The sequence below is a fragment of the Anaerostipes hadrus ATCC 29173 = JCM 17467 genome, from assembly GCF_030296915.1.
Classification (GTDB): Bacteria; Bacillota; Clostridia; order Lachnospirales; family Lachnospiraceae; genus Anaerostipes; species Anaerostipes hadrus.
On sequence record NZ_AP028031.1, the window covers coordinates 290,676 to 314,143 of the forward strand.

The following is a 23,468-nucleotide window of genomic DNA, read 5'->3' on the forward strand; positions in this document are numbered from 1 at the left end:
TATGTTATTAGCACTCGATGTTGGGAATACCAATATAACGATCGGCGTATTCAAAAGAAAAGAGATTATAGAGGTATTTCGAATTACAACAAAGTTACCAAGAACATCCGATGAATTTGGAATTCTGATTTCAAGCCTATTAAAGGAAAAAGGATTGGATGAAGGTGAAGTGAAGGCAGCGATCATAGGATCCGTTGTGCCAAATATCATGCATTCACTGAGTAGTGGTTTGATCAAATATTTTGATGTAAAACCGATCATTGTAGGACCTGGGATCAAGACAGGGATTAATCTTGGAAGATTTAATCCAAGAGAAGTTGGAGCAGACAGGATCGTGGATCTGGTTGCAGGATATGAAATATATGGCGGACCAGCACTCGTCATTGACTATGGAACTGCAACAACATACGATATTGTCACAGAGAATGGCGTATTCTTAGCAGGTGTGATCGCACCGGGAATTCGCACTTCAGCAAATGTACTATATAGAGATGCAGCACGTCTGCCAGAGATTGAAATCTTAAAACCAAAGACGATCCTTGCAAACAGCACGATTGACAGTATGCAGGCAGGTTTGTACTATGGAGTTGTTGGTGAGACAAAATATATGGTACAGAAGATGAAAGAAGAGACAGGCTTTGATAACATGAAAGTTATCGCAACCGGAGGCCTTGGAAATATGATCGCACAGACGGTTGATGAGATCGACTATTACGATCCAACATTAACATTGAAGGGATTACAGATCATTTATGAGAAGCAATAAATTAAAACCTCTGGTTATTGGAGATATTACAATTGAACACCCGTTAGCACTTGCACCGATGGCAGGAGTTACAGATCTACCATATCGTTTGTTATGTAAAGAACAGGGTGCTGGAATGATGTGCACTGAGATGGTAAGTGCCAAAGGATTATATTATGGGAACCGTAAATCTGAGCCATTGATGGCAACAGATCCGAAGGAAATTCCAGTAGCGATCCAGATTTTTGGATCCGATCCAGAGATCATGGGTCAGATGGCAGAGAAAGTCAACGATGGGCGGTTTCAGATGATCGATATCAACATGGGATGTCCGGTTCCAAAGATCGTGAATAACGGTGATGGATCCGCATTGATGAAGAATCCGGAATTAGCAGGGAAAGTGATCAAAGCAGTTGTAGATGCTGTGGATATCCCGGTTACAGTTAAGATCCGAAAGGGATTTAACGATGAATTGATCAATGCACCAGAGATGGCACAGGTTGCACAGGAGAATGGAGCAGCAGCGATCGCAGTTCATGGAAGAACAAGAGAACAGTACTATTCAGGAACAGCAGACTGGTCGATCATTCGCAAGGTAAAAGAAGCTGTTGATATTCCGGTAATTGGAAATGGTGATATCACATGTGCAAAAGATGTACTACGAATGCAGGAAGAGACAGGATGTGACGGATTTATGATCGGAAGAAGAGCCAAAGGGAATCCATGGATCTTCAAAGAGATCTTACATTTCTTTGAGACAGGAGAAGAAATGCCAAGACCATCCTTAGAAGAAGTTGTCACCATGATGTTGAGACATGGACAGATGATGATCGATTTTAAAGGAGAATACATCGGAGTCCGTGAGATGCGGAAACATGTCGCATGGTATACATTCGGTTTTCCAGGGGCAGCAAAACTTCGCGAGAAGGTAAATCATACAGAGACATACGAAGACTTAGAAGAATTACTGCAAAATTATCTCAAAGCCACGAATGGCAGGGATTAGGAATTGACAAAAGAAACTTAGGTAAGATATAATTAATCAGTTAACATTTAGAACGAAAGGAATAGTGTTATGGCAGAGGCAAAGAAGAATATATTAACCCCAGACGGTTTAAAAGCATTAGAAGATGAATTACAAGAATTAAAAGTCGTAAGACGTAAAGAGATCGCACAGAAGATCAAAGAAGCAAGAGAACAGGGTGACTTATCAGAGAACGCGGAATATGATGCAGCCAAAGATGAACAGCGTGACATGGAAGCACGTATCGAAGAGATCGAAAAGATCTTAAAGAACGCCGTTGTTATCGATGAGAAGTTTGAAAAAGGTGTCATCAGCCTTGGATGTCACGTATTATTAGAAGACATCACTCTTGGAAAAGAAGTAACATACCATATCGTAGGTTCTACAGAAGCAGATATCCTTCAGAACAAGATTTCCAATGAAGCACCGATCGGTAGAGCTTTACTTGGAAAGAAAATCGGAGATGTCGTATCCGTAGAAGGAATCAATCAGGTAAACGACTTCAGAGTCATTGATGTACAGAGAAAGTAAGAGGAAGTAAGAAAAGTGGCACAGCAGAATAAAGATACAAACGAACTGATCAAAGTAAGAAGACAGAAACTGGCTGACTTACAGGCAGCTGGGAAGAATCCGTTCGAGATCATGAAATATGATGTAACACATCATTCAAAAGAAATCAAAGATAATTTTGAAGAATTAGAAGGAAAAGAAGTAGCAGTTGCAGGACGTTTAATGTTCAAACGTGTGATGGGTAAAGCATCTTTCTGTAACGTACAGGACCTTCAGGGTGGAATTCAGGCCTATGTAGCAAGAGATGAGATCGGTGTAGAATCTTATCAGGATTTCAAGAAGATGGATATCGGAGATATCGTAGGTATCAAAGGTAAAGTCTTTGCTACAAAGACAGGAGAGAAATCTATCCATGCAGAAGAAGTGATTTTATTATCTAAGAGTTTAAAACCACTTCCAGAGAAATTCCACGGATTAACAGATACAGATACAAGATATCGTCAGAGATATGTTGACCTGATCATGAATGAAGAATCCAAAGAAGTATTCATCAAACGTTCTAAAATCATCAGTAAGATCCGTTCTTATCTAGATGGACAGGGATTCATGGAAGTAGAAACTCCGATGTTAGTATCCAATGCAGGTGGAGCATCAGCAAGACCATTTGAGACACATTACAATGCATTAAGTGAAGATGTAAAATTACGTATTTCCCTAGAGTTATACTTAAAGAGACTGATCGTTGGTGGACTTGAGAAAGTTTACGAGATCGGACGTGTATTCCGTAACGAAGGTGTTGACACACGTCATAACCCAGAGTTTACATTAATGGAATTATATCAGGCATACACAGACTATCACGGAATGATGGATCTGACAGAGAACTTATATCGTTACCTTGCAGAAGAAGTATGCGGTGGAACAAAGATTCAGTATAAAGATTTCGAGATCGATCTTGGAAAACCTTTTGAGAGAATCACAATGGTAGATGCAGTTAAGAAATACTCTGGAGTAGACTTTAAAGAGATCAAGACTTTAGAAGAAGCAAGAGCAGCTGCTGAAGAACACCATGTAGAATACGAAGAACGCCACAAACGTGGAGATATCTTAAACTTATTCTTCGAAGAATTCGTAGAAGATAAACTGATCCAGCCAACATTCGTTATGGATCACCCAGTAGAAATCTCTCCATTAACAAAGAGAAAACCAGAAGATCCAGATTATGTAGAACGTTTTGAGTTCTTTATGAATGGATGGGAGATGGCAAATGCATACTCTGAGTTAAATGATCCGATCGATCAGAGAGAACGTTTCAAAGCACAGGAAGAACTTCTTGCACAGGGTGACGAAGAAGCCAACACAACAGATGAAGACTTCTTAAATGCATTAGAGATCGGTATGCCACCTACAGGTGGTATCGGATTCGGTATCGACAGAATGGTAATGTTATTAACAAATTCTACAGCGATCAGAGACGTATTATTATTCCCGACAATGAAGTCCCTGGATGCTGACAAGAAGTCTGCGAAGTCAGAAAACAGCACTTCCACAGCAGCACCTGAGAAGGAAGAAGTTGTCGACTTCTCCAAGGTAAAGGTAGAGCCTTTATTTGAGGAATTTGTTGATTTCGATACTTTCAGCAAGTCAGATTTCAGAGCTGTAAAGGTTAAAGCGTGTGAAGCTGTTAAGAAATCCAAGAAGCTGTTACAGTTCACTCTGGATGATGGAACAGGCACAGATCGTACGATTTTAAGCGGTATTCACGCTTATTACGAGCCGGAAGAGCTGGTTGGAAAGACCTTAATTGCGATCACTAACCTGCCACCGAGAGCCATGATGGGAATTGAATCCTGTGGAATGCTCCTCAGTGCAATCCATGAGGAAGAGGGAGAAGAAAAGCTCCATCTTCTGATGGTTGATAACCACATCCCGGCTGGTGCAAAGCTCTATTAAGATGATGTAAGCAAGAAAAAAACGCATAATTAGTGCAATGAGTGGGCAATTCCAATCGGAGTTGCCCATTTTTAAAACAAACAGAAATACAAATCGGGATTTTTAAAGGAGACTTGCTATGGATATGAATCTTTCATTTTCTGTACTTACAGCAAATATTATTAGTATACTGCTAATTGGAACGTTGTATCTCGCTAACAGACAAAAAGCGGAGTACGACAGAGATATGCGACTTCTACAGCAAATGATGGTAACTATAGGGATTGCCAGTATTTCTGACTGTTGCGTTTATTATCTTGCTGGCAGTTCTAATATAGTTATCAAAGTTTTGGTCTTTTTGAGCGGATCAGGGCTCTTTTTAGGAAATGTAATGATTGGATATTTGTGGGCTAAATTCATAATGGTACATATGAATATCCCATTTTCTGATATACGCAGAAATATTTACCGAACAATTGGACTTATTTCTATTGTACTGTTAGTAATCAATATTTTTTATCCATTGGTATTTTCGGTAAGTGATGGTAGGTATCAGAGAGGATTCACATATATTATTTTTCTGATTTTTGCTGCTTTTTACATTTTGGACAGCTTGTATTTGTATGTTAAGCGTGTAAAAAAAAATGGCAGTTTAAAATTATTTCCAGTACATATATTTCTAATTCCTGTTATATTAGGGGTAGTTATTCAGGCATTTTTCGTTGAAATTGCAATCACCTGGACATCTATTGCAATATCGGTCGCGGGAATAATGACAGCACTAAAAAACGAGATTATTTTTACAGATTGCCTTACAGGATTATATAATCGCGAGTATCTGGAATTTTTACATAAGCGAGCCTGTAATAAAAAGGACTGCTGGGTATCCGGTATTATGATTGATCTGAACGGATTTAAACAGATTAACGATAACTACGGACACGCAGAAGGAGATCTGGCATTGTGTATTGTTGCTGATTTACTTCTGAAATCGTTCTCTGAATATGGTGTAGTAACAAGATATGCTGGTGATGAATTTGTTATAATGCTAAATACAACAGATGATCAGCTCATACAAAAAATAATCAAATCTGCTAAAAAGAATTTTGTGACAGAGAATGAAAAGAACGATAAACTGTATCAGTTATCTGCATCTATGGGATACGCAATAACTAATCTAAGTAACGAAACAATAGATGATTTTATGAATAGAATCGATGAACAGATGTATCAAGATAAAATGAAATACTATGAGCATAATGATCGTAGAAATAGCAAATAAATAATTTCGGTCATTTTACTTGTAAAATTCAAGTTTATAAAATTAAGAAAATGGAATTTAAGGAGGAGTATGTAAATGAAATTAGCAGATTTAGCAACAGGCTCTGATTGGATAGTGTGGATTGTCTTTGCGATATTTGCTGTACTTTCTATTATTTTACTTTCTGGACATGGAAGCTGGTTCATTTCTGGATATTTGAAAAATTGAGAAAACGTAATATTGAACAAAAAAGAAATGCACAGTTCTTAGCTTATCGTGAACTGTGCATTTTTGTAAATAAATACTTTTAATTAGCCGATTACGGCATCTTCTGCTGTAAAATGTTCCAGAGAATTTTCTTTTACCTGAATGCAGATATAAGTAATTCCGGAAATATCGGATGCAAAAAACTGACGCTTTGCAGCAGGTGCGATTTTTATCCAGTCTCCAGTTGAAAGGCTGATTTCTTCTCCATCAATTATGGCCTTGCCGTTACCTGAAAGAATTCCATAGATTTCTTCATTTTCTTTATGAGAATGAACAAATGGGACATTTGCTCCTGCAGGTAGTTCGTTTAAACTGATTTCTGCACCTGTTAAAGACAACTTTTCATGCAGCTCAATTCGGTTTTCCTTTCCAATAGTTATTTTTGTGTAATTTGCCATAATAACCTCCATAGTTAATTTGTAGTTTCTGGTTGCTTGGTATTAGTATAGTGTGAGACACATACAAAAACAAGTACGCACCTTTTTGTAACTGTGCACTCAAAAATGAATGTGTTACAATAGACTCGGAGGTGAGAATTATGCGTGCAAAAGAAGAATTACCGGAATGCCCGGTTGCAACAGCAGTATCTCTCATTGGAGGAAAATGGAAACTGCTGATTTTGCGTAACTTGAAAGAGCGTCCATGGAGATTCAATGAGCTACAACGAAGTATAGATGGTATTTCACAAAAGGTTTTGACAGATAGTTTAAGACAAATGATGAGTGATGGATTGGCATATCGCAACGATTACCATGAACAGCCACCGAGAGTTGAATACGGCTTAACGGAACTTGGAACAAAAATGCTTCCAATTGTTAATTCACTTGCTGACTTTGGTAACTACTATAAATCAATTATTGAACAGAATTAAGGACGTTAGTATTTGAAAAGCTCGAACAATTCCAGTTTGGAGAATTGAAAAAAACGGAATTTACCTATTAAGACATATAAACTGTTGACAATAAAGCTCCTATATAGTATTATTTCTAATAAACTACTATATAGGAGCTTTTGTATGGAAATGAATGGAGGATTTCTTGTCACCAAAATAAAACAGCTTGGAGACCGGATTTTCGAGAAGATTCTCAGTGAAAAGAATATTGATGCGTTTAATGGAGCCCAGGGGCGTATTCTTTATGTGCTGTGGCAGGAGGATGGTATCTCAATCAGGTCACTCTCGACTAAATGCGGATTAGCGATAACATCTCTTACTACGATGCTGGAAAGAATGGAAAATCATGGGCTGATAAGCCGTGTTCAGTCTGAAACGGACAAAAGGAAAACACTCCTGTTTTTGACTGAGAAAGCACATGCCTTAAAGGGCGAGTACGATTCTGTATCTGATGAGATGGGCAGTATTTACTACAAAGGTTTTTCAGAGGAAGAAATTACCCGGTTTGAGGAATGCCTCGACCGCATCAGAAAGAATCTTGAGGAGTGGCAGAAGTCATGAGTATTTGTATCAAAGATCAGATTCAGAACATGAATATCGTCATTGGCTGCACAGTGGGGTGTACATATTGCTATGCCCGCAACAACGTGAAACGCTGGCATATGATTGATGATTTCGCTGACCCTGAATTCTTTCCGGGTAAGCTCAAGATGATGGAAAAGAAACGTCCGCAGAACTTTCTTCTTACCGGCATGAGCGATTTCTCCGGATGGAAGCCGGAATGGAGAGACGAGGTATTTGCAAAGATCCGTGAAAATCCACAGCATCAGTTCCTGTTCCTTACCAAGCGACCCGATTTGCTGGATTTTGATATCAATCTGGAAAACGCATGGTTTGGCGTTACGGTGACGAGGAAAGCAGAACTGTGGCGTATCGATGCCCTTCGGAAAAACGTCAGAGCAAAACATTACCATGTTACCTTTGAGCCGTTATTCGACGATCCCGGCACAGTTGACCTTTCCGGAATCAATTGGATCGTTGTCGGCACCATGACCGGAGCTCAGAGCAGGAAGATTCATACGGAGCCGGAATGGGCATGGTCTCTGACGGACCAGGCACATAAGCTCGGCATTCCGGTGTTTATGAAGGAAGACCTTGTTCCTATCATAGGGGATGAAAATATGATTCAGGAAATGCCGGAAGAATTTAATAAAGTGTTAGAGGTACAGAAATCATGGAAGAAGTAATAAATGGAATCCTCATTCGTGAGGTGGAAACAAAGAACATCATGACTAAGTCTAGTCTGCCGGTAGGCGGTTACTCGGTCAATCCCTATGTGGGCTGTACACATGCCTGCAAGTATTGCTATGCTTCTTTTATGAAGCGATTTACCGGGCACAAGGAGGAATGGGGCACTTTCCTTGATGTGAAGCATTGGCCGGAAATTAAAAATCCGAAGAAATATGCCGGACAGCGGGTGGTCATCGGTTCTGTGACAGATGGCTACAATCCACAGGAGGAGCAATTCGGGAATACCAGAAAACTTCTGGAGCAGCTGATCGGCAGTGACGCAGATATTCTGATCTGCACAAAGTCGGATCTTGTGGTACGGGATATTGATTTGCTGAAGAAGCTTGGACGTGTAACCGTTTCATGGTCGATCAACACACTAGATGAAAATTTCAAGAACGATATGGACTCTGCTTCGAGCATTGAGCGCCGTATCGCTGCTATGAAGCAGGTATATGAAGCAGGTATCCGTACAGTCTGTTTCGTATCCCCGGTATTCCCCGGTATCACGGATTTTGAAGCAATCTTTGAGCGGGTAAAGGATCAGTGCGATCTGTTCTGGCTCGAAAATCTCAATCTTCGAGGCGGTTTCAAAAAGACAATTATGGATTATATCGCCGGAAAATATCCTGATCTTGTACCACTTTACGACGAGATCTATAACAAGCATAACCGCAGCTACTTTGAAGAACTTGAAGTAAAAGCTGAGAAAATGGCTCAGAAGTATGATTGTGCCTTTGTGGATAATGAAATGCCATATGGCAGAGTCCCGCAGGGGCATCCGGTGATCGTAGATTATTTCTATCATGAGGAAATCCGTGGGACAGAGAATACCGGAAAAAGAAATCGCTAACTTCCTGTTTGCCAACTTGCCCTTTGAGAGAGGAGAAATCCTTTTCTCAAAGGGCTTTTTCTATTTATACGGATATTCGCAAACTACAAGATAAAGCCAAAACTTCATATACTCTAAGCACAAGGAGGTTGAGGTTTGGCTATGAATAACAGTTTAACAGAAGTACATCCGGAGCTTGTTTCGGAGTGGTCGGAGAAGAAGGCGAAGGCAGGCAGAAGTCCTGCCCCGCCCCGTCCCAAGACTTTCGATTACCGGGAAAAAACGAGGATAATGAAAAAATCATAAAGTATCTGACAGAAAAAAGAGAAATTGAGAAAAACTGGTGGAAGAGTGGATTGACAGAGGTGATATTTACGAGGAAAAGAAGCATCATAATGTTATATTTGTCGGCAGAGATGCAGATGGTATTCCAAGATATGCACACTGCCGGGGAACTGGTGAAATAAAATATCGTGGAGATGTAGCAGGTTCTGATAAATCTTATGGATTCAGCTACAGAGGAACGGATAATCAGTTGTTTGTATTTGAAGCAGCTATTGATTGGGATACACGTCCATGTCTGACTATTATCTAACAGTATGTGAAAACTAAAGAACCGCCGTGTACCGAACGGTATGCACGGTGGTGTGAGAGGTCGGCTAATCAATTAATGATTAGCTTCCTACTCGATTGTTATTCCACAAAAAATGGGAATTATAAAGATTTAATTCTTTACTACGGATGTGTATTGTAAAAGATTATTTTGCTATACTGACAATATCAACAGAAAAGGTGGATATTAGCGAGGTGATCAGATGAATGCAGTGCAGAGAATACGATTAATTCGGATAATAGAAAAGATTGAAAAAAATCCGAAATTCAGTAACAAGCTTGGAGTGAAAAATACATCTGATTTTATATCAGATAAACAACGAAAAATGAATCACTCACAACTGGATGAGTGTTAGAAGGAGAAAAAGATGTTAACAGTATTATTTACTATTTGTATGATTTGGTTTGTTGGAAAATTTTTTATATTTGGCTTAAAAGCATCCTGGGGAATCATGAAATTACTTTGTATGGTTATTTTCTTTCCAGTGATATTGATTGGAATGGTAGTAGGCGGATTAATGTATATAGCTTTTCCACTATTGATCATTGGTGGGATTATCGGACTTGTAACGTCACATTCATAAAAAGTCAGAGAGGTGTTTTTGATGGGATATGATATTGAAAAAGAAAAAAGAGAAGCAATTGAAGCCGGACGCAGAGCCTTAAATAGTCTTAGTGCAGCAAAAGAGAATCTGAACAGTGCAAAAAACTGGGGTCTGGTAGATATGTTTGGTGGAGGGTTTTTCAGTACGATGCTGAAACATTCTAAAATGGATCATGCAAAGCAGAATATGGATCAGGCAAAGTATGACCTCCGTAATTTCAGCAGGGAATTAAATGATGTAAATATGGCATGTGATCTACACATCGATACCGGAGATTTTCTTTCATTTGCAGATTATTTTTTCGATGGATTTGTGGTGGACTGGATGGTCCAGGATCGAATCAATACTGCAAAAAGACAGGTAGAAGAAGCTATTCGAAGAACGGAAAGTATCGTCAATCAATTACAGCGTATGTAAAGAGAACGGCAATGAATCAGAAGTGATTCGTTGCCGTTCGTGCGATTTATGGATTATTTTAATTTTTCTTTTTCAGCATTTAGAAGTTCAAGATTGAGACCCTGTTCACTGGCCGTCTTATCTACCCAAAGATTCAGAGAGTCTATGGCTAAAGAAATTGCATCCAGTTTTTTACTGATAAAAGCAAAATCCCTCATCTCATCATCACTGATCTTGCCGTCACGAGCGATTTGGATCAGCCGACCGGTAAGAGGGTTGATTTCATTTAGACCGGCAATGGTTTCTAGGATGATATTTGACAAGTCAGTTACTTCTACTTCTGGAACATAGCGGTGGCCTATCTCACATTTGTGTGAGCAATAATAATTGCAGAGATCCGGTCTCTTATAAGCATCAGCCATTTGAATGATATCATAAGGTGTAGGCTCCTGTGTTTCGTATTCGAATTTTTCGATTTTAGAATCCGAGACAGCCTTCATTTTATCACTTGCTTCTGCCCTTGTAAGCCCTGCGGCTTCCCGGCAAAGCTGGTAAATTGTTTTGTTTTCTCTGGTAGATTGTTTACCCATGAGAATTTCCTCCCTGTATATCGCAAAACATGAGGATTATCAGGTGTTAAGTCCACATGCTGTGCGTGTGTTTTCTCTATGGATCTTATTATACTGGAAGCATCAAGAAACAACAAGAGATAACAGGAAGGATTGTGGAAAGGAGACAAGCCACGAAATAGATGCTGTAGTGAGCGTGGATGTCACTGCACACAACCTGATTGAAGTGCCTTAATATCCTCTTCCGGTGTAGTAATAGGTCCAATACCATAATTTTCTACCAGAAAGTTCAGAATGTTAGGTGATAAGAACGCTGGAAGAGAAGGACCAAGACGGATGTTTTTGATACCCAGATGCAAAAGTGTTAACAGGATGCAGACGGCTTTCTGTTCATACCAGGAAAGAACGAAGGAAAGCGGAAGCTCATTAACAGAACATCCAAATGCATCCGCAAGTGAGACAGCAACCTGGATCGCACCATAAGCATCGTTGCACTGGCCAATATCCATTAGTCGTGGCAGGCCACCGATTTCTCCCAGATCGAGATCATTGAAACGGAATTTCCCACATGCAAGAGTGAGGATCACACTGTCAGAAGGTGTCTGTTTTACAAATTCTGTATAATAATTTCGACCTGGCTTAGCACCATCACAGCCGGCAACCAGGAAGAAATGGCTGATATCGCCTGATTTTACGGCTTTTATTACAGTATCTGCATGGGACAGGATGGCTGCATGACCAAAACCAGTTGTCACTTTCGTACCACCGTTGATACCTGTGCGTATTTGATCTTCTTTGTAACCACCCAGTTCTAGTGCTTTTTCAATAACCGGTGTAAAATCTTTCTTCTCATCGATATGAACAGTGCCTGGGAAAGCAACAACTTCTGTTGTAAACACTCTGTCAGCATAGCTGTTTTTTGGAGGCATCAGGCAGTTGGTAGTGTAAAGGATCGGAGCGGGAAGATGATCAAATTCTTTCTGTTGATTCTGCCATGCGGTTCCGAAATTTCCTTTTAGATGAGGAAATTCCTTTAAGAATGGATAGGCATGGGCTGGGAGCATTTCACCATGAGTATAGATATTGATCCCTTTTCCGCTTGTCTGTTCAAGTAAAAGCTGCAGATCCTTTAGATCATGACCAGTTACTACGATAAATGGTCCTTTTTCTACGGTAAGTGTAACTTCCGTCGGTTCTGGTGTTCCATAGGTTTCTGTATTTGCCTTGTCAAGAAGTGCCATGCACTTCAAATTGATCTCTCCTACTTTGAGAACTGTAGAAAGCAGTGCTTCGGTGCTCTCTTCATAACCAATCTTAAATAGTGCTTCGCAGAAGAACAGATTCACTTCATCATCTTCATAATTCAGAATATTTGCATGATAGGCATATGCAGCCATTCCGCGAATGCCAAAGAGAATAAGGGACTTCAGGGATCGAATATCTTCGTCTGCATTCCATAGTTGCTGCATATCGTATTCGTCTGTTTTACCACACGGAGACTGACATTTGCTGCAATCAGGAGCCAGCCTTTCTTTCTCTGCTCTGACTTTTTGTATCATGCTTTCAATTGAAGCATTATCAAAATTGACATTTGTAACTGTAGTAAACAGTCCTTCAATTATGACTTGACTAGTTTTTTTAGAAACAGCTGTTGTGCTGTCAACAGCTCTTGCCAGACCAATCAACGCACCTGTCAGTTCATCCTGTAATTTTGCTGTATCTGCCGTTTTTCCACAGACACCAGAATTTCCTGTACATCCACTGCATCCGATCGTCTGTTCACACTGAAAACAAAACATTTTCTTATCCATTACTATATTCTCCTTTTATTCTAAGATCTTTTTTATCATTTCCATCCTCTGTCAATAGTATACAACTTGGGTTTCTGTAAAAAATATAGTATAATAATTGCAACATGTATGTTTGATTTCCAACAGGAGGAATTATTTTGAAAAAATATTTGCCTATTTTAAGAAACAGTCCTTTTTTTAAAGGCCTTACGGATAATGAGATACTATCTATATTACATTGCGTAAATGCAACGACAATTTACAGAGAACGAGGTTCGTATATTTTCAGAGCTGGGGACGCTACCGAAGTAATGGGACTTGTGGTGTCAGGCTGTGTTCTTGTTATGCAGGAAGACCTGTGGGGACATCGGAATATTCTGTCAAAATGCCATACCGGTGATTTTTTTGGCGAGCCATATGCAGCAAGTCCGGGAGCCGTTTTGAATGTCAGCGTGGCAGCAGATGAGGATTGTGAGATCATTTTTTTAAATGTTCAGAGGCTTCTGGTTTCCTGTCCAACGGCATGCGAACATCATCAGAAGTTGATCCGTAACCTGGTCAGTGTCTTGGCAAATAAGATATTGATCCTGAACGACAAGATCACACATGTCGGTAAGCGAACGACCAGAGATAAACTGTTATCTTATTTGTCAGCAGAATCCATCAGGCATTCATCGTTGTCTTTTGACATTCCTTTTGACCGACAGCAATTGGCAGATTATCTTTGTATTGATCGTGCAGCAATGTCTACGGAGATATCAAAATTACAAAAAGATGGTTATATAAAAACAAATCGAAAGCATTTTGAGTTGATCGTTAGTGCTTTCAGATAATAAATAGAAATCCACGGAGGTGTTTAACTGTTAAAATAGTCTTATAAAAAATTATAAATATGTGTTGGATTTTATAATTTTTATTGGTAGAATAAATTATAAATATTATACTGCACAGGGCAAACCATTTGAAATAATTAGTGATATAGGTTCTGGTATAAACTATAAGAAAAAAGGATTAAAAGAACTTATGAAACGAATATCTCAAAATAAAGTGGACAAGGTGGTTGTTTTTTATAAAGACAGATTGTTACGATTTGGATTTGAATTAGTTGAATATATTGCAAGTCTATATGATTGTGATATTGAAATCATTGATCATACTGAAAAGACAGAGCAACAAGAACTTCTTGAGGATTTAGTTCAGATAATAACTGTATTTAGTTGTAAATTACAAGGCAAAAGTGCCAATAAAGCAAGAAAACTTGTAAAAGAACTGATAGATGATGGTGGTGAAGAAGATGATAAAAACAATTCGAGTCATGCTGATCCCAAATAATAAACAGAATACAAAACTTTTTCGATATGCCAATACTGCCAGATTCGCTTATAACTGGGCGTTAGGAAGAGAAAAAGAAAACTATAAAAATGGTGGTAAGTTCCTATCGGATAGTGATCTGAGAAAAGAATTTACACAATTAAAGAAAACAGAGGAATATTCCTGGTTAAATGAAGTCTCAAATAATGTAACAAAACAGGCAATCAAAGATGCTTGTCATGCATATAAGAGCTTTTTCAAAGGATGTTCCAAGTTTCCGAAATTCAAAAGCCGAAAATTTTCTATACCATCTTTTTATCAGGATAATGTAAAGATCCAATTTTCAGATACGCATGTAAAAATTGAGGGTTTTGCTGCTTCCAAAAAGAAGAATAAGCAGAAGATAAACTGGATCAGACTTGCGGAAAAGAATCGGATACCTACGGATTGTAACTATAGTAATCCCCGTATTAGATATGATGGGATCAACTGGTGGATCACAGTAGGCATTGAATACGAAGACTCTGTTACCGTTCCCTCCAATGATGGGATAGGGATCGATTTAGGGATCAAAGATCTAGCGATATGTTCTGATGGCAATAAATATAAGAACATCAATAAAACGAAAAAAGTTAAGAAACTAGAGAAACAAAAACGCAGATTACAGCGTAGCATCTCTCGTTCATACGAGAACAATAAACAAGGAAAGGAATACTGTAAAACGAAGAATGTGATCAAAAAGGAAAAACTTTTATTAACATTAAATCACAGACTGACAAATATCCGTCATGATCATTTACATCATATAACATCAGAGATCGTAAAACGAGAACCAAGTTTTATCTGTATCGAAGATCTAAATGTAAAGGGAATGATGAAAAACAGACATTTATCCAAAGCAGTTCAACAACAGGGATTTTATGAATTTAGGCGGCAGATGGAATATAAATCTAAGTGGAACAATATTCAGGTGATCATTGCAGATCGATTTTTTCCAAGTTCTAAATTATGCAGTTGTTGTGGAAAGATCAAAAAAGATCTGAAGTTATCAGAACGTATTTACAAATGTGAATGTGGAAATATAATTGACAGAGATCTTCAGGCAGCTTTGAATCTTAAAAAATATGGAGAGGATGTTCTGAAACGATCTGTAGCATAATATATTCAAGTGATTACAGATATGTACTGATACGTTAGTCAGGAATTAACGCCTATGGAGAGTACAGGAACTTGTGAGTAGTACATGAATTGATTCGTTACAAAAGCATACTCGTTGAAGTAGGAATGAAACATAAAGGTTTATAACTTTTTATAAGTTTTCAGTAACGGAATATGATAATGTCAAAAGATGAATATTTGATCACAGATGCGCCCCTTAAAGCGCTGACTGTTTTTGCAATGCCCATGATCCTCGGCAGCTTCTTTCAGCAAGTGTATAACATGGCTGATTCGATCATAGTCGGTCAGTTTGTGGGTTCTTCTGCACTTGCAGCTGTTGGTGCCTGTGCCGCCCTTACGAATGTCTTCATTTGTGTAGCATTGGGTGCGGGTGTAGGTGCGGGTGTGCTTGTGAGCCGCTATTTTGGAGCTAGAGATTATGGCAAAATGAAAACGATCGTGTCAACATCATTGATCAGTTTTCTGGTCTTAAGTATATTTTTGGGTGTCTTTGGTTTTTGCTTTTCTCATTTGATGATGAGTGTATTACAAACACCTGCTGATATATTGAATGAAGCGGTATTGTATCTAAGAGTTTATTTTGTGGGATTTCCATTTTTGTTTATGTATAATATTCTTTCAACGATGTTTACTTCAATCGGTGAATCGAAAATACCGTTGGCTCTTTTAATATTCTCATCGATGTTAAATATATTGATGGATCTTTGGATGGTAGCTGGACTTGGACTCGGTGTGTTCGGTGCAGCCCTCGCAACTCTCATTGCACAGGGGATTTCCGCAGTGTTGTCACTTTTGATTTTCTTGTGCCGGATGCGTCGATATGAAAGTCGCTTTGACTGGTTTGACAGACAGGAGTTACATTCTATGCTTCAAATTGCTGTACCGTCAGTTCTTCAGCAGTCCACAGTGTCAATTGGCATGATGATCGTACAGGCAGTTGTGAATCCATTCGGTACACAGGCACTTGCAGGATATTCAGCAACGATGAGAGTAGAAAATGTTTTTTCATTGATATTTGTATCCATTGGTAATGCAGTTTCGCCGTATGTTTCTCAGAATCTTGGTGCAAAGAAGATCGAACGTATCAAAAAGGGATACCATGCTGCATTGGTGTTAGATATATGTTTCGCAATCCTTGCTTTCATGATCATCGAATCCTTGCATACCCAGATTTCTTCACTGTTCCTAGGGAAAGATGGAACTGCTTTAGCATATCAGGTGTCTGGAAATTATATGAGATGGCTCGGTTATTTCTTCACCTTCATGGGAATCAAGATGGCAACAGATGGAGTCCTTCGCGGTCTTGGGATCATGCGACCATTTCTTGTTGCTAACATGGTAAATCTTGCGATCCGCTTGTCAGTTGCTTTGATTTTTGCACCGCGTTTTGGTATTGCATTTGTCTGGCTCGCTGTACCAGCTGGCTGGTTTGCCAACTTTCTGATCTCCTATGCGGCACTCAGAAAATCATGGCCAAGTGATAATTGTAATTGCGTAATCAATACGAATGAGTTATTATAATAACAGATAGGTTTTTAAACCAGCAGCGAAAGCTTCTGAAGCCATACGAAGAAGGTTCAACGGACCTTTCTGCCGACAGACGGCAGGAAAACGGGATATTCATCATTTATCAGAATTCTGAAAATCGCGATTATATCATAAGATACAAAAACGACGCAGACAGTAAAATCGCATACTTTTAAAATGAATGGGCAGTCCCTCAGGCAGGGACTGTCTATTTTTCTGTTGAATTAAAGTAGCTGCAATAAAAATTGTAACTATTGATCCAGATTATTATACGAGAATATCGTACAAGGAGAGAATTTATGTTAGGAATCATCATTGACAGCATCAGTACTTTTATGTACAGTAAATTGCTAGTAATACTGTTGATCGGAGCGGGAATCTATTTTACGATCCGTACAAAACTGCCACAGATGAGATTATTTAAAGATGCCTGCAAAGCCGTTGTAGAAAAGCCAGAAGATGAAAATGGAGTATCATCGTTTCAGGCATTAATGGTATCTACCGCATCACGAGTTGGAACAGGAAATATCATTGGAGTATCGTCAGCTATCTGCATTGGAGGATTTGGCTCTGTATTCTGGATGTGGATCATTGCGATCATCGGAAGTGCATCCGCACTGATCGAAAGTACGCTGGCACAGATTTATAAGAGAAAAGGAAAAGATGGAGAATGTTACGGAGGACCGGCATATTACATTGAAGCAGCACTTCACTGCAGACCATTAGCGATCATATTCTGTATTTCCATGATCGCAACGTATGCATTTGGATTTAATATGCTCGCATCTTATAATTTACAATCTACATTTTCAGGATTCTCATTTTATGATGTAAAATGGACGCCATGGATCATCGGAGGAATTCTTGCAGTGATCACAGGATGGTGTCTCTTAGGCGGGGGATCAAGAATTGTAAAAGTAACATCTACATTAGTGCCAGCTATGGGGGTTGCATATATTCTGATCTCTGTGATCGTTATGATCATCAACCGTGCATATCTGCCAGTTGTATTTTCAAAGATCATCAGCGAAGCATTTGATTTCAAAGCAATTTTTGGTGCATTTGCAGGATCAGCTATGATGCAGGGAATCAGAAGAGGTCTGTACTCCAATGAAGCAGGTATTGGATCAGCACCAAATGCTTCTGCATCCGCACAAGTAAGTCATCCAATCAAACAGGGTTTAGTACAGATGTTATCCGTATTCATTGATACCCTGCTTTTATGCACAGCAACAGCCATGATGTGTTTGTCATCAGGAATCGCCCCTGCGCAAGAATTACAGGGGGCACCATGGGTACAGGCAGCACTGCATGAATCCTTAGGAAACTTCGGACCACTCTTTATCACAGTAGCGATGGTATTGTTTGCATTTACAACACTTCTTGGGAATTGTTTTTATTGTGATAACTTGTTAAATTATATCCACAAAGGACAGCCATCAAAGACATTCATGAAAGGATTTCGTATAGTATCTGCACTGGTTGTGTTCATTGGTGCAGGAATGGAAGTTTCTATGCTTTGGAATATTTCAGATGTTTTGATGGGAGTTATGGCACTGATCAATATTCCAGTGATCTTGATTTTGTCAAATACAGCACTGAAAGCATTGGAGGATTATGAAAAGCAGAAGAAAAATGGAGAGGATCCAGTGTTTAAGACTCGGAATATTGGAATGGAATACGAGACGGATTATTGGAGCTAGATTTATATTTTTTACTTTTGATACTGACATTATCATGGTATAATTAAAGAAAGATTCTAAGCAAAACAGACGAAAGTCTGTGACGCAAAGCTAAAGGGCCTGTAAAATGGCAGCCGGTTGTAGAAAATGATAGGCACTGTCTGTGTGGCAGTGCTGTTTTATTTCATAAGGATGAGATATAAAAATGAGGTTATAAGATGAAAAAAAGAAAAATTTTTACTGTTGTATTGATATTTTCTATGTTAATGGCAACTTTGGCAGGATGTGATAAGGCAGATAAAGTGTCTGACACAACAAAAAAACCTGTTATAAAAATTGGAAGTGACAATTATCCGCCTTATAATTTCCTGAATGAGGATGGTATCCCGACAGGTATAGATGTTGAACTGGCAACGGAAGCATTCAGAAGGATGGGGTATAAGACGGAGATCGTTCAGATCAATTGGGAAAAGAAAAAAGAGCTGGTAGAAAGTGGGAAAATTGATTGTATCATGGGATGTTTTTCAATGGAAGGGCGACTTAACGATTATCGTTGGGCCGGACCATATATAGCAAGCCGTCAGGTGGTTGCTGTAAATGAGAACAGTGACATTCATAAATTGAGTGATCTGAAAGGAAAGAATCTTGCAGTCCAGTCTACAACCAAACCGGAAGGTATCTTTCTGAAGCGGACAGATAAGAGAATTCCAAAACTTGGCAATCTGATCAGTCTTGGACACAGGGAATTGATCTATACATTTCTGGGAAAAGGGTATGTGGATGCTGTGGCTGTGCATGAGGAATCCATCATTCAGTATATGAAAGATTATGATACAAGCTTCCGCATTCTGAAGGAACCATTGATGGTCGTCGGGATAGGAGCTGCTTTTGCAAAGAATGATGACAGAGGAATCTGCGAGCAGATGAAACAGAAGCTGGAAGAAATGCACAAGGATGGTACCTCCCTGAAGATCATAAAAAAATATATGGATGATCCAGAGAAATATTTGGAGGTGGATGATCTTGGATATTAATGGAAGAGAAAAAGCAAAACGATTCTGGATAGTTGTTGGTTTGCTTGGCATCTGTATGTTTGTCACTGCAATTTTTTGTTTTTTTCATACGGAAAAAAACGAAGCTGAGAAAAGAATGGTGGAGATTGTAAACTATGTCAAAGTACAGTGCTCAACCTATACTCATTATAATGAATCTTCAGAATCAAAAAGTCTCCTTCGTGCGATCGAAAATGCCAGACAGATGAGTACAAATATTGATATGGAAGTAAAGAATAGAAAGCAGTTAGACCGAAAGTTTCTGAAAGAGAATCTGCAGTCACTCTGGGTGGATGGTATTCTTGTATTGGATGAAGAAGGAAAGAAAGTCTGTGAATACAGTATGGATGAAGGTTTGATGGATGAGATGATTGATTATCTGCAAAAAGATATCATCATGGATTACACAGGATATAAAGAAAGATCTTATTCAGAACGGATTGTCAGAGGAGATGGATCACGTATCGATATCGCAGCCTGCGCCAGAAAAGATGCCCCAGGGATCGTTGCAGTTTACTATTACACATCTCCGAGATTTATCAGAAATTATACTTTAACGATCCAGAGTCTTTTAAAGGGGTACAATACTGAGAAAGACGGGACGATCATCGTTGCAGACAAAGGGAAGATTATTGCCAGTAACGATGAGAAATTATTGGCACAGGATGTCGCAGACAATGAGATTATTCAGAAAATGAAGAAGCATACAGATAGTCGGCATATCTTTCATCTGAAGAATAAAGGAACTGGATGCTATGGTATCATGCTGAAACAAAGGGATTATTATATCTACATGTATTTACCAGATAAAGAGGTATTCAGTAATCTGCCACTCAGTGTAACAGGTGTTGTATTCCTTTATCTTATCATTCTTAGTTTTTTATGGTTCTGGATATATACAACCAATCTGGCACATCAGAAACAGGAACAGGAAAAAGATGAGAAATATAAAGCAGAACTTCTGAAATCGGCAAAAAAAGCAGAGGCAGCGAACGAGGCGAAAACTGAGTTTCTCCAGAGGATGAGCCATGATATCCGGACACCGATCAATGGAATATGCGGTATGATCGATGTGGCGGAGTATTATGCAGATGATATGGAAAAACAGACAGAATGCAGGACAAAGATCAAAGAAACATCTCATCTGTTACTGGAATTGATCAATGAAGTTTTGGATATGAGTAAGCTGGAATCGGACGAAGTAGTTCTGGAAGAAATTCCATTTAATCTAAGCAATATTTCCAAGGAAATCTTTGTTGTGATCGAACAGATAGCTGCAGAACAAAATATTCGAATCGTGTGGGAGAAAGAAGAAATCACACACTGGAATCTGCTCGGAAGTCCAGGATATGTAAAAAGGATCATGATGAATATTTTGTCAAATGCGGTAAAATATAATAAAGAAAACGGATATATCTACATCAGCTGCCAGGAATTTACATCGGAGCAGGAGGGAAGAGTGACGATTGAATTTATCTGCCGAGATACAGGAATTGGTATGACAAAGGATTTCCAGAAACGCCTTTTTGAACCGTTTGCACAGGAGCATACTGGAAGCCGTACAAAATTTTCCGGAACAGGGCTTGGAATGCCGATCACGAAAAAACTGATCGAAAAAATGGGAGGAACGATCACGTTTGAAAGTGAGAAAGAAAAAGGAACGACCTTTGTGATCAGGATTCCATTTAAAATAGATCAGGATGCTGATCAACGTGAAGAACAGGAAGCTATATCAGAAAAATCTATAAAAGATCTGAAGATCCTTCTGGTGGAAGATAATGAGCTGAATATGGAAATTGCAGAATTTGTGATTCAGAATGAAGGTGCATCTGTGACGAAAGCATGGAATGGCCAAGAAGCTGTTGAGGTATTCAAAAAAAGCAGACCAGATGAATTTGATGTCATTCTGATGGATATCATGATGCCGATCAAGAATGGTTATGAAGCAGCAAAGATGATCCGTGCACTGGACAGAGATGATGCAAAAACGGTTCCGATCATAGCAATGACGGCAAATGCGTTCACCGAGGATAGATTAAAGTCAAAAGAATCGGGAATGAATGAACATATCGCGAAACCTATAGATGCAAAATTATTAGTAAAAGTGATCAGTGAATTCGTGGAAAATAAAGAGGAGGATTCATAATGAAAAAGAGAAAATGGAATAGAGTTCTTTCTATACTTTTGGTGATGGTGACAGTCATATCACTTATGTCAGGATGTGATAGGAAGAGCGCGAAAAATGAAGAGAAAGATACGATCACTGTATATTTATGGAGCACAAATCTATATGAAAAATATGCCCCATACATTCAGAAACAGCTTCCAGATATTAATATTGAATTTGTAGTGGGCAACAATGATCTGGATTTCTATCGGTTTCTTAAGGAAAATGGCGGATTGCCGGATATCATAACTTGCTGTCGTTTTTCACTACATGATGCAAATCCTCTGAAAGACAGCCTGATGGATCTTTCCACAACCAATGAAGCAGGTGCTGTCTATAATACATATCTCAACAATTTTATGAATCAGGATGGCAGTGTAAACTGGCTTCCAGTGTGTGCGGATGCACATGGGTTTGTAGTTAACAAAGACCTTTTTAAAAAGTATCATATTCCTCTGCCAACAGATTACAAAAGTTTTGTTTCTGCCTGTCAGGCATTCAAAAAAGTGGGGATCCGTGGATTTACGGCAGATTATTTTTATGATTATACTTGCATGGAAACACTGCAGGGACTATCTGCATCAGAGCTGTCTACAGCGGCTGGACGTAAATGGCGTACTGTCTATAGTGACCCTGATAATACAAAGAGAGAGGGTTTGGACAGTAAAGTCTGGCCGGAGGCTTTTGAACGTATGGAGCAATTCATTCAGGATACAGGGTTGAACAAAGATGATCTGAATATGGATTATGATAATGTGATGGAGATGTATAAAAGTGGTAAGCTTGCTATGTACTTTGGCAGTTCTTCTGGTGTAAAAATATTTCAGGATCAGGGCATTGATACAACATTTCTTCCATTCTTTCAACAAAACGGCGAAAAATGGCTGATGACGACACCATATTTTCAGGTGGCGCTGAACCGTAACCTGACAAAGGATGAAACACGCCGGCAGAAAGCAATGAAAGTGTTGAATGTAATGCTGTCAGAGGATGCACAGAATCGGATCGTTTATGATGGTCAGGATATATTAAGCTATAGTCAGGATGTAGATACACATCTCACAGAATATCTCAAAGATGTCAGACCTGTGATCGAAGAAAATCATATGTATATTCGAATCGCATCCAATGACTTTTTCAACGTATCCCAAGATGTAGTCTCTAAGATGATTTCAGGAAAATACGATGCCAAACAGGCTTACCAGTCATTTAATACAAAGCTTCTGAAGAAGAAATCTGATTCTGAGAAGATCGTGCTCGATTCAAAGAAAGCTTATTCCAATCATTTTCATACCAGCGGGGGGAATGAAGCGTATTCTGTTATGGCAAATACTTTGCGTGGCGTCTATGGTACGGATGTGCTGATCGCAACAGGAAACAGCTTTACAGGAAGTGTGCGGAAGGCAGGATATACGGAAAAAATGGCTGGCAATATGATCATGCCAAATGATCTTTCAGCTTACAAACAGAAGATGAGTGGGGCTGAGCTGAAAAAGACGGTCAGAAATTTTGTAGAAGGTTATCAGGGAGGTTTCAATCCATTTAACCGTGGCTCTCTGCCTGTGGTCAGTGGTATTTCTGTAGAGATCAAGGAAACGGATGATGGTTATACATTAAGTAAAGTTACAAAGAATGGAAAACCAGTTCAGGACGAGGATACCTTTACTGTAACCTGTCTTGCGACACCACAACATATGGAATCGTATCCAGCGGGTAAAAACATTGTATTTGATGGAGAGGTGAAAGATACCTGGACAAAATGTGTTTTGAAGGGTGATGCCGTTCTCGCGAAGCCTGAAGACTATATGACTTTGAGGTGAGAAGA

At 39.1% G+C, this 23,468-nt stretch carries 23 protein-coding genes, 2 pseudogenes and 1 riboswitch; of the genes and pseudogenes, 22 read left to right on the plus strand and 3 right to left on the minus strand.

Annotation, left to right across the window (positions count from 1 at the left end):
• Position 1: 1 nt before the first annotated feature.
• The 6 genes and pseudogenes from QUE18_RS01355 to QUE18_RS01380 all read left to right on the plus strand — a co-directional run.
• Positions 2-766 (plus strand): type III pantothenate kinase, encoded by a 765-nt coding sequence (locus QUE18_RS01355; protein ID WP_008393840.1) that lies wholly within the window; start codon positions 2-4, stop codon positions 764-766.
• Positions 753-1,751, plus strand: coding sequence for a tRNA dihydrouridine synthase DusB (gene dusB / locus QUE18_RS01360; RefSeq protein WP_009202763.1), 999 nt, complete (start codon positions 753-755; stop codon positions 1,749-1,751). Before QUE18_RS01355 ends, dusB begins: the two co-directional genes overlap by 14 nt.
• A gap of 69 nt (positions 1,752-1,820) precedes the next feature.
• Positions 1,821-2,300, plus strand: a complete 480-nt coding sequence (greA, locus tag QUE18_RS01365; RefSeq protein WP_008393842.1) for a transcription elongation factor GreA — start codon at positions 1,821-1,823, stop codon at positions 2,298-2,300.
• Positions 2,301-2,315: 15 nt separating this feature from the next.
• On the plus strand, positions 2,316-4,232 hold the full coding sequence (gene lysS / locus QUE18_RS01370) for a lysine--tRNA ligase (protein WP_009202762.1): 1,917 nt from the start codon (positions 2,316-2,318) through the stop codon (positions 4,230-4,232).
• Between the two features lie 118 nt (positions 4,233-4,350).
• The gene (locus QUE18_RS01375) at positions 4,351-5,493 is read left to right on the plus strand and encodes a GGDEF domain-containing protein (RefSeq protein WP_009202761.1); all 1,143 of its coding nucleotides are present in this window, start codon (positions 4,351-4,353) and stop codon (positions 5,491-5,493) included.
• Between the two features lie 75 nt (positions 5,494-5,568).
• Positions 5,569-5,688: pseudogene (locus QUE18_RS01380) on the plus strand (DUF3784 domain-containing protein); the annotation flags it as partial.
• A gap of 95 nt (positions 5,689-5,783) precedes the next feature.
• Here QUE18_RS01380 and QUE18_RS01385 read toward each other — a convergent pair.
• Positions 5,784-6,137, minus strand: coding sequence for a cupin domain-containing protein (locus QUE18_RS01385; protein WP_040343662.1), 354 nt, complete (start codon positions 6,135-6,137; stop codon positions 5,784-5,786).
• Between the two features lie 140 nt (positions 6,138-6,277).
• Between QUE18_RS01385 and QUE18_RS01390 the strand changes: the two genes are divergently transcribed.
• The 8 genes from QUE18_RS01390 to QUE18_RS01425 all read left to right on the plus strand — a co-directional run bounded on the left by QUE18_RS01390 (position 6,278) and on the right by QUE18_RS01425 (position 10,387).
• Complete coding sequence (locus tag QUE18_RS01390; protein ID WP_009202758.1) at positions 6,278-6,610, plus strand: winged helix-turn-helix transcriptional regulator; 333 nt, start codon at positions 6,278-6,280, stop codon at positions 6,608-6,610.
• Between the two features lie 144 nt (positions 6,611-6,754).
• Complete coding sequence (locus QUE18_RS01395; RefSeq protein ID WP_009202757.1) at positions 6,755-7,192, plus strand: radical SAM mobile pair system MarR family transcriptional regulator; 438 nt, start codon at positions 6,755-6,757, stop codon at positions 7,190-7,192.
• Positions 7,189-7,878, plus strand: coding sequence for a radical SAM mobile pair protein A (locus tag QUE18_RS01400; RefSeq protein WP_009202756.1), 690 nt, complete (start codon positions 7,189-7,191; stop codon positions 7,876-7,878). The genes QUE18_RS01395 and QUE18_RS01400 overlap by 4 nt, the downstream gene beginning before the upstream one ends.
• Complete coding sequence (locus tag QUE18_RS01405; RefSeq protein WP_009202755.1) at positions 7,866-8,774, plus strand: radical SAM mobile pair protein B; 909 nt, start codon at positions 7,866-7,868, stop codon at positions 8,772-8,774. Before QUE18_RS01400 ends, QUE18_RS01405 begins: the two co-directional genes overlap by 13 nt.
• 141 nt (positions 8,775-8,915) lie before the next feature.
• Positions 8,916-9,059: a hypothetical protein gene (locus QUE18_RS01410; RefSeq protein WP_244091185.1), complete on the plus strand. Its 144-nt coding sequence runs from the start codon at positions 8,916-8,918 to the stop codon at positions 9,057-9,059.
• 37 nt (positions 9,060-9,096) lie between these two features.
• On the plus strand, positions 9,097-9,348 hold the full coding sequence (locus QUE18_RS01415) for a DUF3991 domain-containing protein (RefSeq protein ID WP_009202754.1): 252 nt from the start codon (positions 9,097-9,099) through the stop codon (positions 9,346-9,348).
• Between the two features lie 385 nt (positions 9,349-9,733).
• Positions 9,734-9,949 carry a hypothetical protein gene (locus tag QUE18_RS01420; protein WP_021906719.1) on the plus strand — a complete coding sequence of 72 codons (216 nt, stop codon included), beginning with the start codon at positions 9,734-9,736 and terminating at the stop codon, positions 9,947-9,949.
• Positions 9,950-9,970: 21 nt separating this feature from the next.
• The gene (locus tag QUE18_RS01425) at positions 9,971-10,387 is read left to right on the plus strand and encodes a hypothetical protein (protein ID WP_009202751.1); all 417 of its coding nucleotides are present in this window, start codon (positions 9,971-9,973) and stop codon (positions 10,385-10,387) included.
• A gap of 53 nt (positions 10,388-10,440) precedes the next feature.
• Here the strand turns inward: QUE18_RS01425 and QUE18_RS01430 are convergent, their stop codons facing one another.
• Positions 10,441-10,956 carry a helix-turn-helix domain-containing protein gene (locus QUE18_RS01430; RefSeq protein WP_008393860.1) on the minus strand — a complete coding sequence of 172 codons (516 nt, stop codon included), beginning with the start codon at positions 10,954-10,956 and terminating at the stop codon, positions 10,441-10,443.
• A 182-nt stretch (positions 10,957-11,138) separates the two neighbouring features.
• A complete protein-coding gene (gene hcp / locus QUE18_RS01435) occupies positions 11,139-12,746 on the minus strand; it encodes a hydroxylamine reductase (protein WP_009202750.1) in 1,608 nt (535 codons plus the stop codon).
• Between the two features lie 137 nt (positions 12,747-12,883).
• On the opposite strand from hcp, the gene QUE18_RS01440 reads away from it, so the two are divergent.
• The 8 genes and pseudogenes from QUE18_RS01440 to QUE18_RS01475 all read left to right on the plus strand — a co-directional run bounded on the left by QUE18_RS01440 (position 12,884) and on the right by QUE18_RS01475 (position 23,463).
• Positions 12,884-13,558 (plus strand): Crp/Fnr family transcriptional regulator, encoded by a 675-nt coding sequence (locus tag QUE18_RS01440; protein WP_009202749.1) that lies wholly within the window; start codon positions 12,884-12,886, stop codon positions 13,556-13,558.
• A 103-nt stretch (positions 13,559-13,661) separates the two neighbouring features.
• Positions 13,662-14,057, plus strand: a pseudogene (locus tag QUE18_RS01445) (IS607 family transposase); the annotation flags it as partial.
• The gene (locus tag QUE18_RS01450; RefSeq protein ID WP_173775250.1) at positions 14,020-15,195 is read left to right on the plus strand and encodes an RNA-guided endonuclease InsQ/TnpB family protein; all 1,176 of its coding nucleotides are present in this window, start codon (positions 14,020-14,022) and stop codon (positions 15,193-15,195) included. The pseudogene QUE18_RS01445 and the gene QUE18_RS01450, both read left to right, overlap by 38 nt.
• A gap of 179 nt (positions 15,196-15,374) precedes the next feature.
• Entirely contained in the window at positions 15,375-16,736 is a 1,362-nt protein-coding gene (locus QUE18_RS01455; RefSeq protein ID WP_207641999.1) for an MATE family efflux transporter, read from the plus strand.
• Between the two features lie 305 nt (positions 16,737-17,041).
• On the plus strand, positions 17,042-18,445 hold the full coding sequence (locus QUE18_RS01460; RefSeq protein WP_009204224.1) for an alanine/glycine:cation symporter family protein: 1,404 nt from the start codon (positions 17,042-17,044) through the stop codon (positions 18,443-18,445).
• 49 nt (positions 18,446-18,494) lie between these two features.
• Positions 18,495-18,570, plus strand: a riboswitch (cyclic di-GMP riboswitch).
• A gap of 72 nt (positions 18,571-18,642) precedes the next feature.
• Positions 18,643-19,458 carry a substrate-binding periplasmic protein gene (locus tag QUE18_RS01465; RefSeq protein ID WP_009204225.1) on the plus strand — a complete coding sequence of 272 codons (816 nt, stop codon included), beginning with the start codon at positions 18,643-18,645 and terminating at the stop codon, positions 19,456-19,458.
• On the plus strand, positions 19,442-21,622 hold the full coding sequence (locus QUE18_RS01470; protein ID WP_009204226.1) for a hybrid sensor histidine kinase/response regulator: 2,181 nt from the start codon (positions 19,442-19,444) through the stop codon (positions 21,620-21,622). The genes QUE18_RS01465 and QUE18_RS01470 overlap by 17 nt, the downstream gene beginning before the upstream one ends.
• Complete coding sequence (locus QUE18_RS01475; RefSeq protein ID WP_009204227.1) at positions 21,622-23,463, plus strand: extracellular solute-binding protein; 1,842 nt, start codon at positions 21,622-21,624, stop codon at positions 23,461-23,463. The genes QUE18_RS01470 and QUE18_RS01475 overlap by 1 nt, the downstream gene beginning before the upstream one ends.
• Positions 23,464-23,468: the final 5 nt, after the last annotated feature.

What these genes read in the sequence shown, in the direction of transcription:
- QUE18_RS01465 (WP_009204225.1), top strand. Translation starts at nt 18,643, where the DNA reads ATGAAAAAAAGAAAAATTTTTACTGTTGTATTGATATTTTCTATGTTA.
- greA (WP_008393842.1), top strand. Translation starts at nt 1,821, where the DNA reads ATGGCAGAGGCAAAGAAGAATATATTAACCCCAGACGGTTTAAAAGCA.
- QUE18_RS01355 (WP_008393840.1), top strand. Translation starts at nt 2, where the DNA reads ATGTTATTAGCACTCGATGTTGGGAATACCAATATAACGATCGGCGTA.
- QUE18_RS01460 (WP_009204224.1), top strand. Translation starts at nt 17,042, where the DNA reads ATGTTAGGAATCATCATTGACAGCATCAGTACTTTTATGTACAGTAAA.
- hcp (WP_009202750.1), bottom strand. Translation starts at nt 12,746, where the DNA reads ATGGATAAGAAAATGTTTTGTTTTCAGTGTGAACAGACGATCGGATGC.
- dusB (WP_009202763.1), top strand. Translation starts at nt 753, where the DNA reads ATGAGAAGCAATAAATTAAAACCTCTGGTTATTGGAGATATTACAATT.
- QUE18_RS01375 (WP_009202761.1), top strand. Translation starts at nt 4,351, where the DNA reads ATGGATATGAATCTTTCATTTTCTGTACTTACAGCAAATATTATTAGT.
- QUE18_RS01470 (WP_009204226.1), top strand. Translation starts at nt 19,442, where the DNA reads ATGATCTTGGATATTAATGGAAGAGAAAAAGCAAAACGATTCTGGATA.
- QUE18_RS01385 (WP_040343662.1), bottom strand. Translation starts at nt 6,137, where the DNA reads ATGGCAAATTACACAAAAATAACTATTGGAAAGGAAAACCGAATTGAG.
- QUE18_RS01425 (WP_009202751.1), top strand. Translation starts at nt 9,971, where the DNA reads ATGGGATATGATATTGAAAAAGAAAAAAGAGAAGCAATTGAAGCCGGA.
- QUE18_RS01395 (WP_009202757.1), top strand. Translation starts at nt 6,755, where the DNA reads ATGGAAATGAATGGAGGATTTCTTGTCACCAAAATAAAACAGCTTGGA.
- QUE18_RS01450 (WP_173775250.1), top strand. Translation starts at nt 14,020, where the DNA reads ATGATAAAAACAATTCGAGTCATGCTGATCCCAAATAATAAACAGAAT.
- QUE18_RS01420 (WP_021906719.1), top strand. Translation starts at nt 9,734, where the DNA reads ATGTTAACAGTATTATTTACTATTTGTATGATTTGGTTTGTTGGAAAA.
- QUE18_RS01405 (WP_009202755.1), top strand. Translation starts at nt 7,866, where the DNA reads ATGGAAGAAGTAATAAATGGAATCCTCATTCGTGAGGTGGAAACAAAG.
- QUE18_RS01390 (WP_009202758.1), top strand. Translation starts at nt 6,278, where the DNA reads ATGCGTGCAAAAGAAGAATTACCGGAATGCCCGGTTGCAACAGCAGTA.
- QUE18_RS01475 (WP_009204227.1), top strand. Translation starts at nt 21,622, where the DNA reads ATGAAAAAGAGAAAATGGAATAGAGTTCTTTCTATACTTTTGGTGATG.
- QUE18_RS01455 (WP_207641999.1), top strand. Translation starts at nt 15,375, where the DNA reads ATGTCAAAAGATGAATATTTGATCACAGATGCGCCCCTTAAAGCGCTG.
- QUE18_RS01430 (WP_008393860.1), bottom strand. Translation starts at nt 10,956, where the DNA reads ATGGGTAAACAATCTACCAGAGAAAACAAAACAATTTACCAGCTTTGC.
- QUE18_RS01410 (WP_244091185.1), top strand. Translation starts at nt 8,916, where the DNA reads ATGAATAACAGTTTAACAGAAGTACATCCGGAGCTTGTTTCGGAGTGG.
- QUE18_RS01400 (WP_009202756.1), top strand. Translation starts at nt 7,189, where the DNA reads ATGAGTATTTGTATCAAAGATCAGATTCAGAACATGAATATCGTCATT.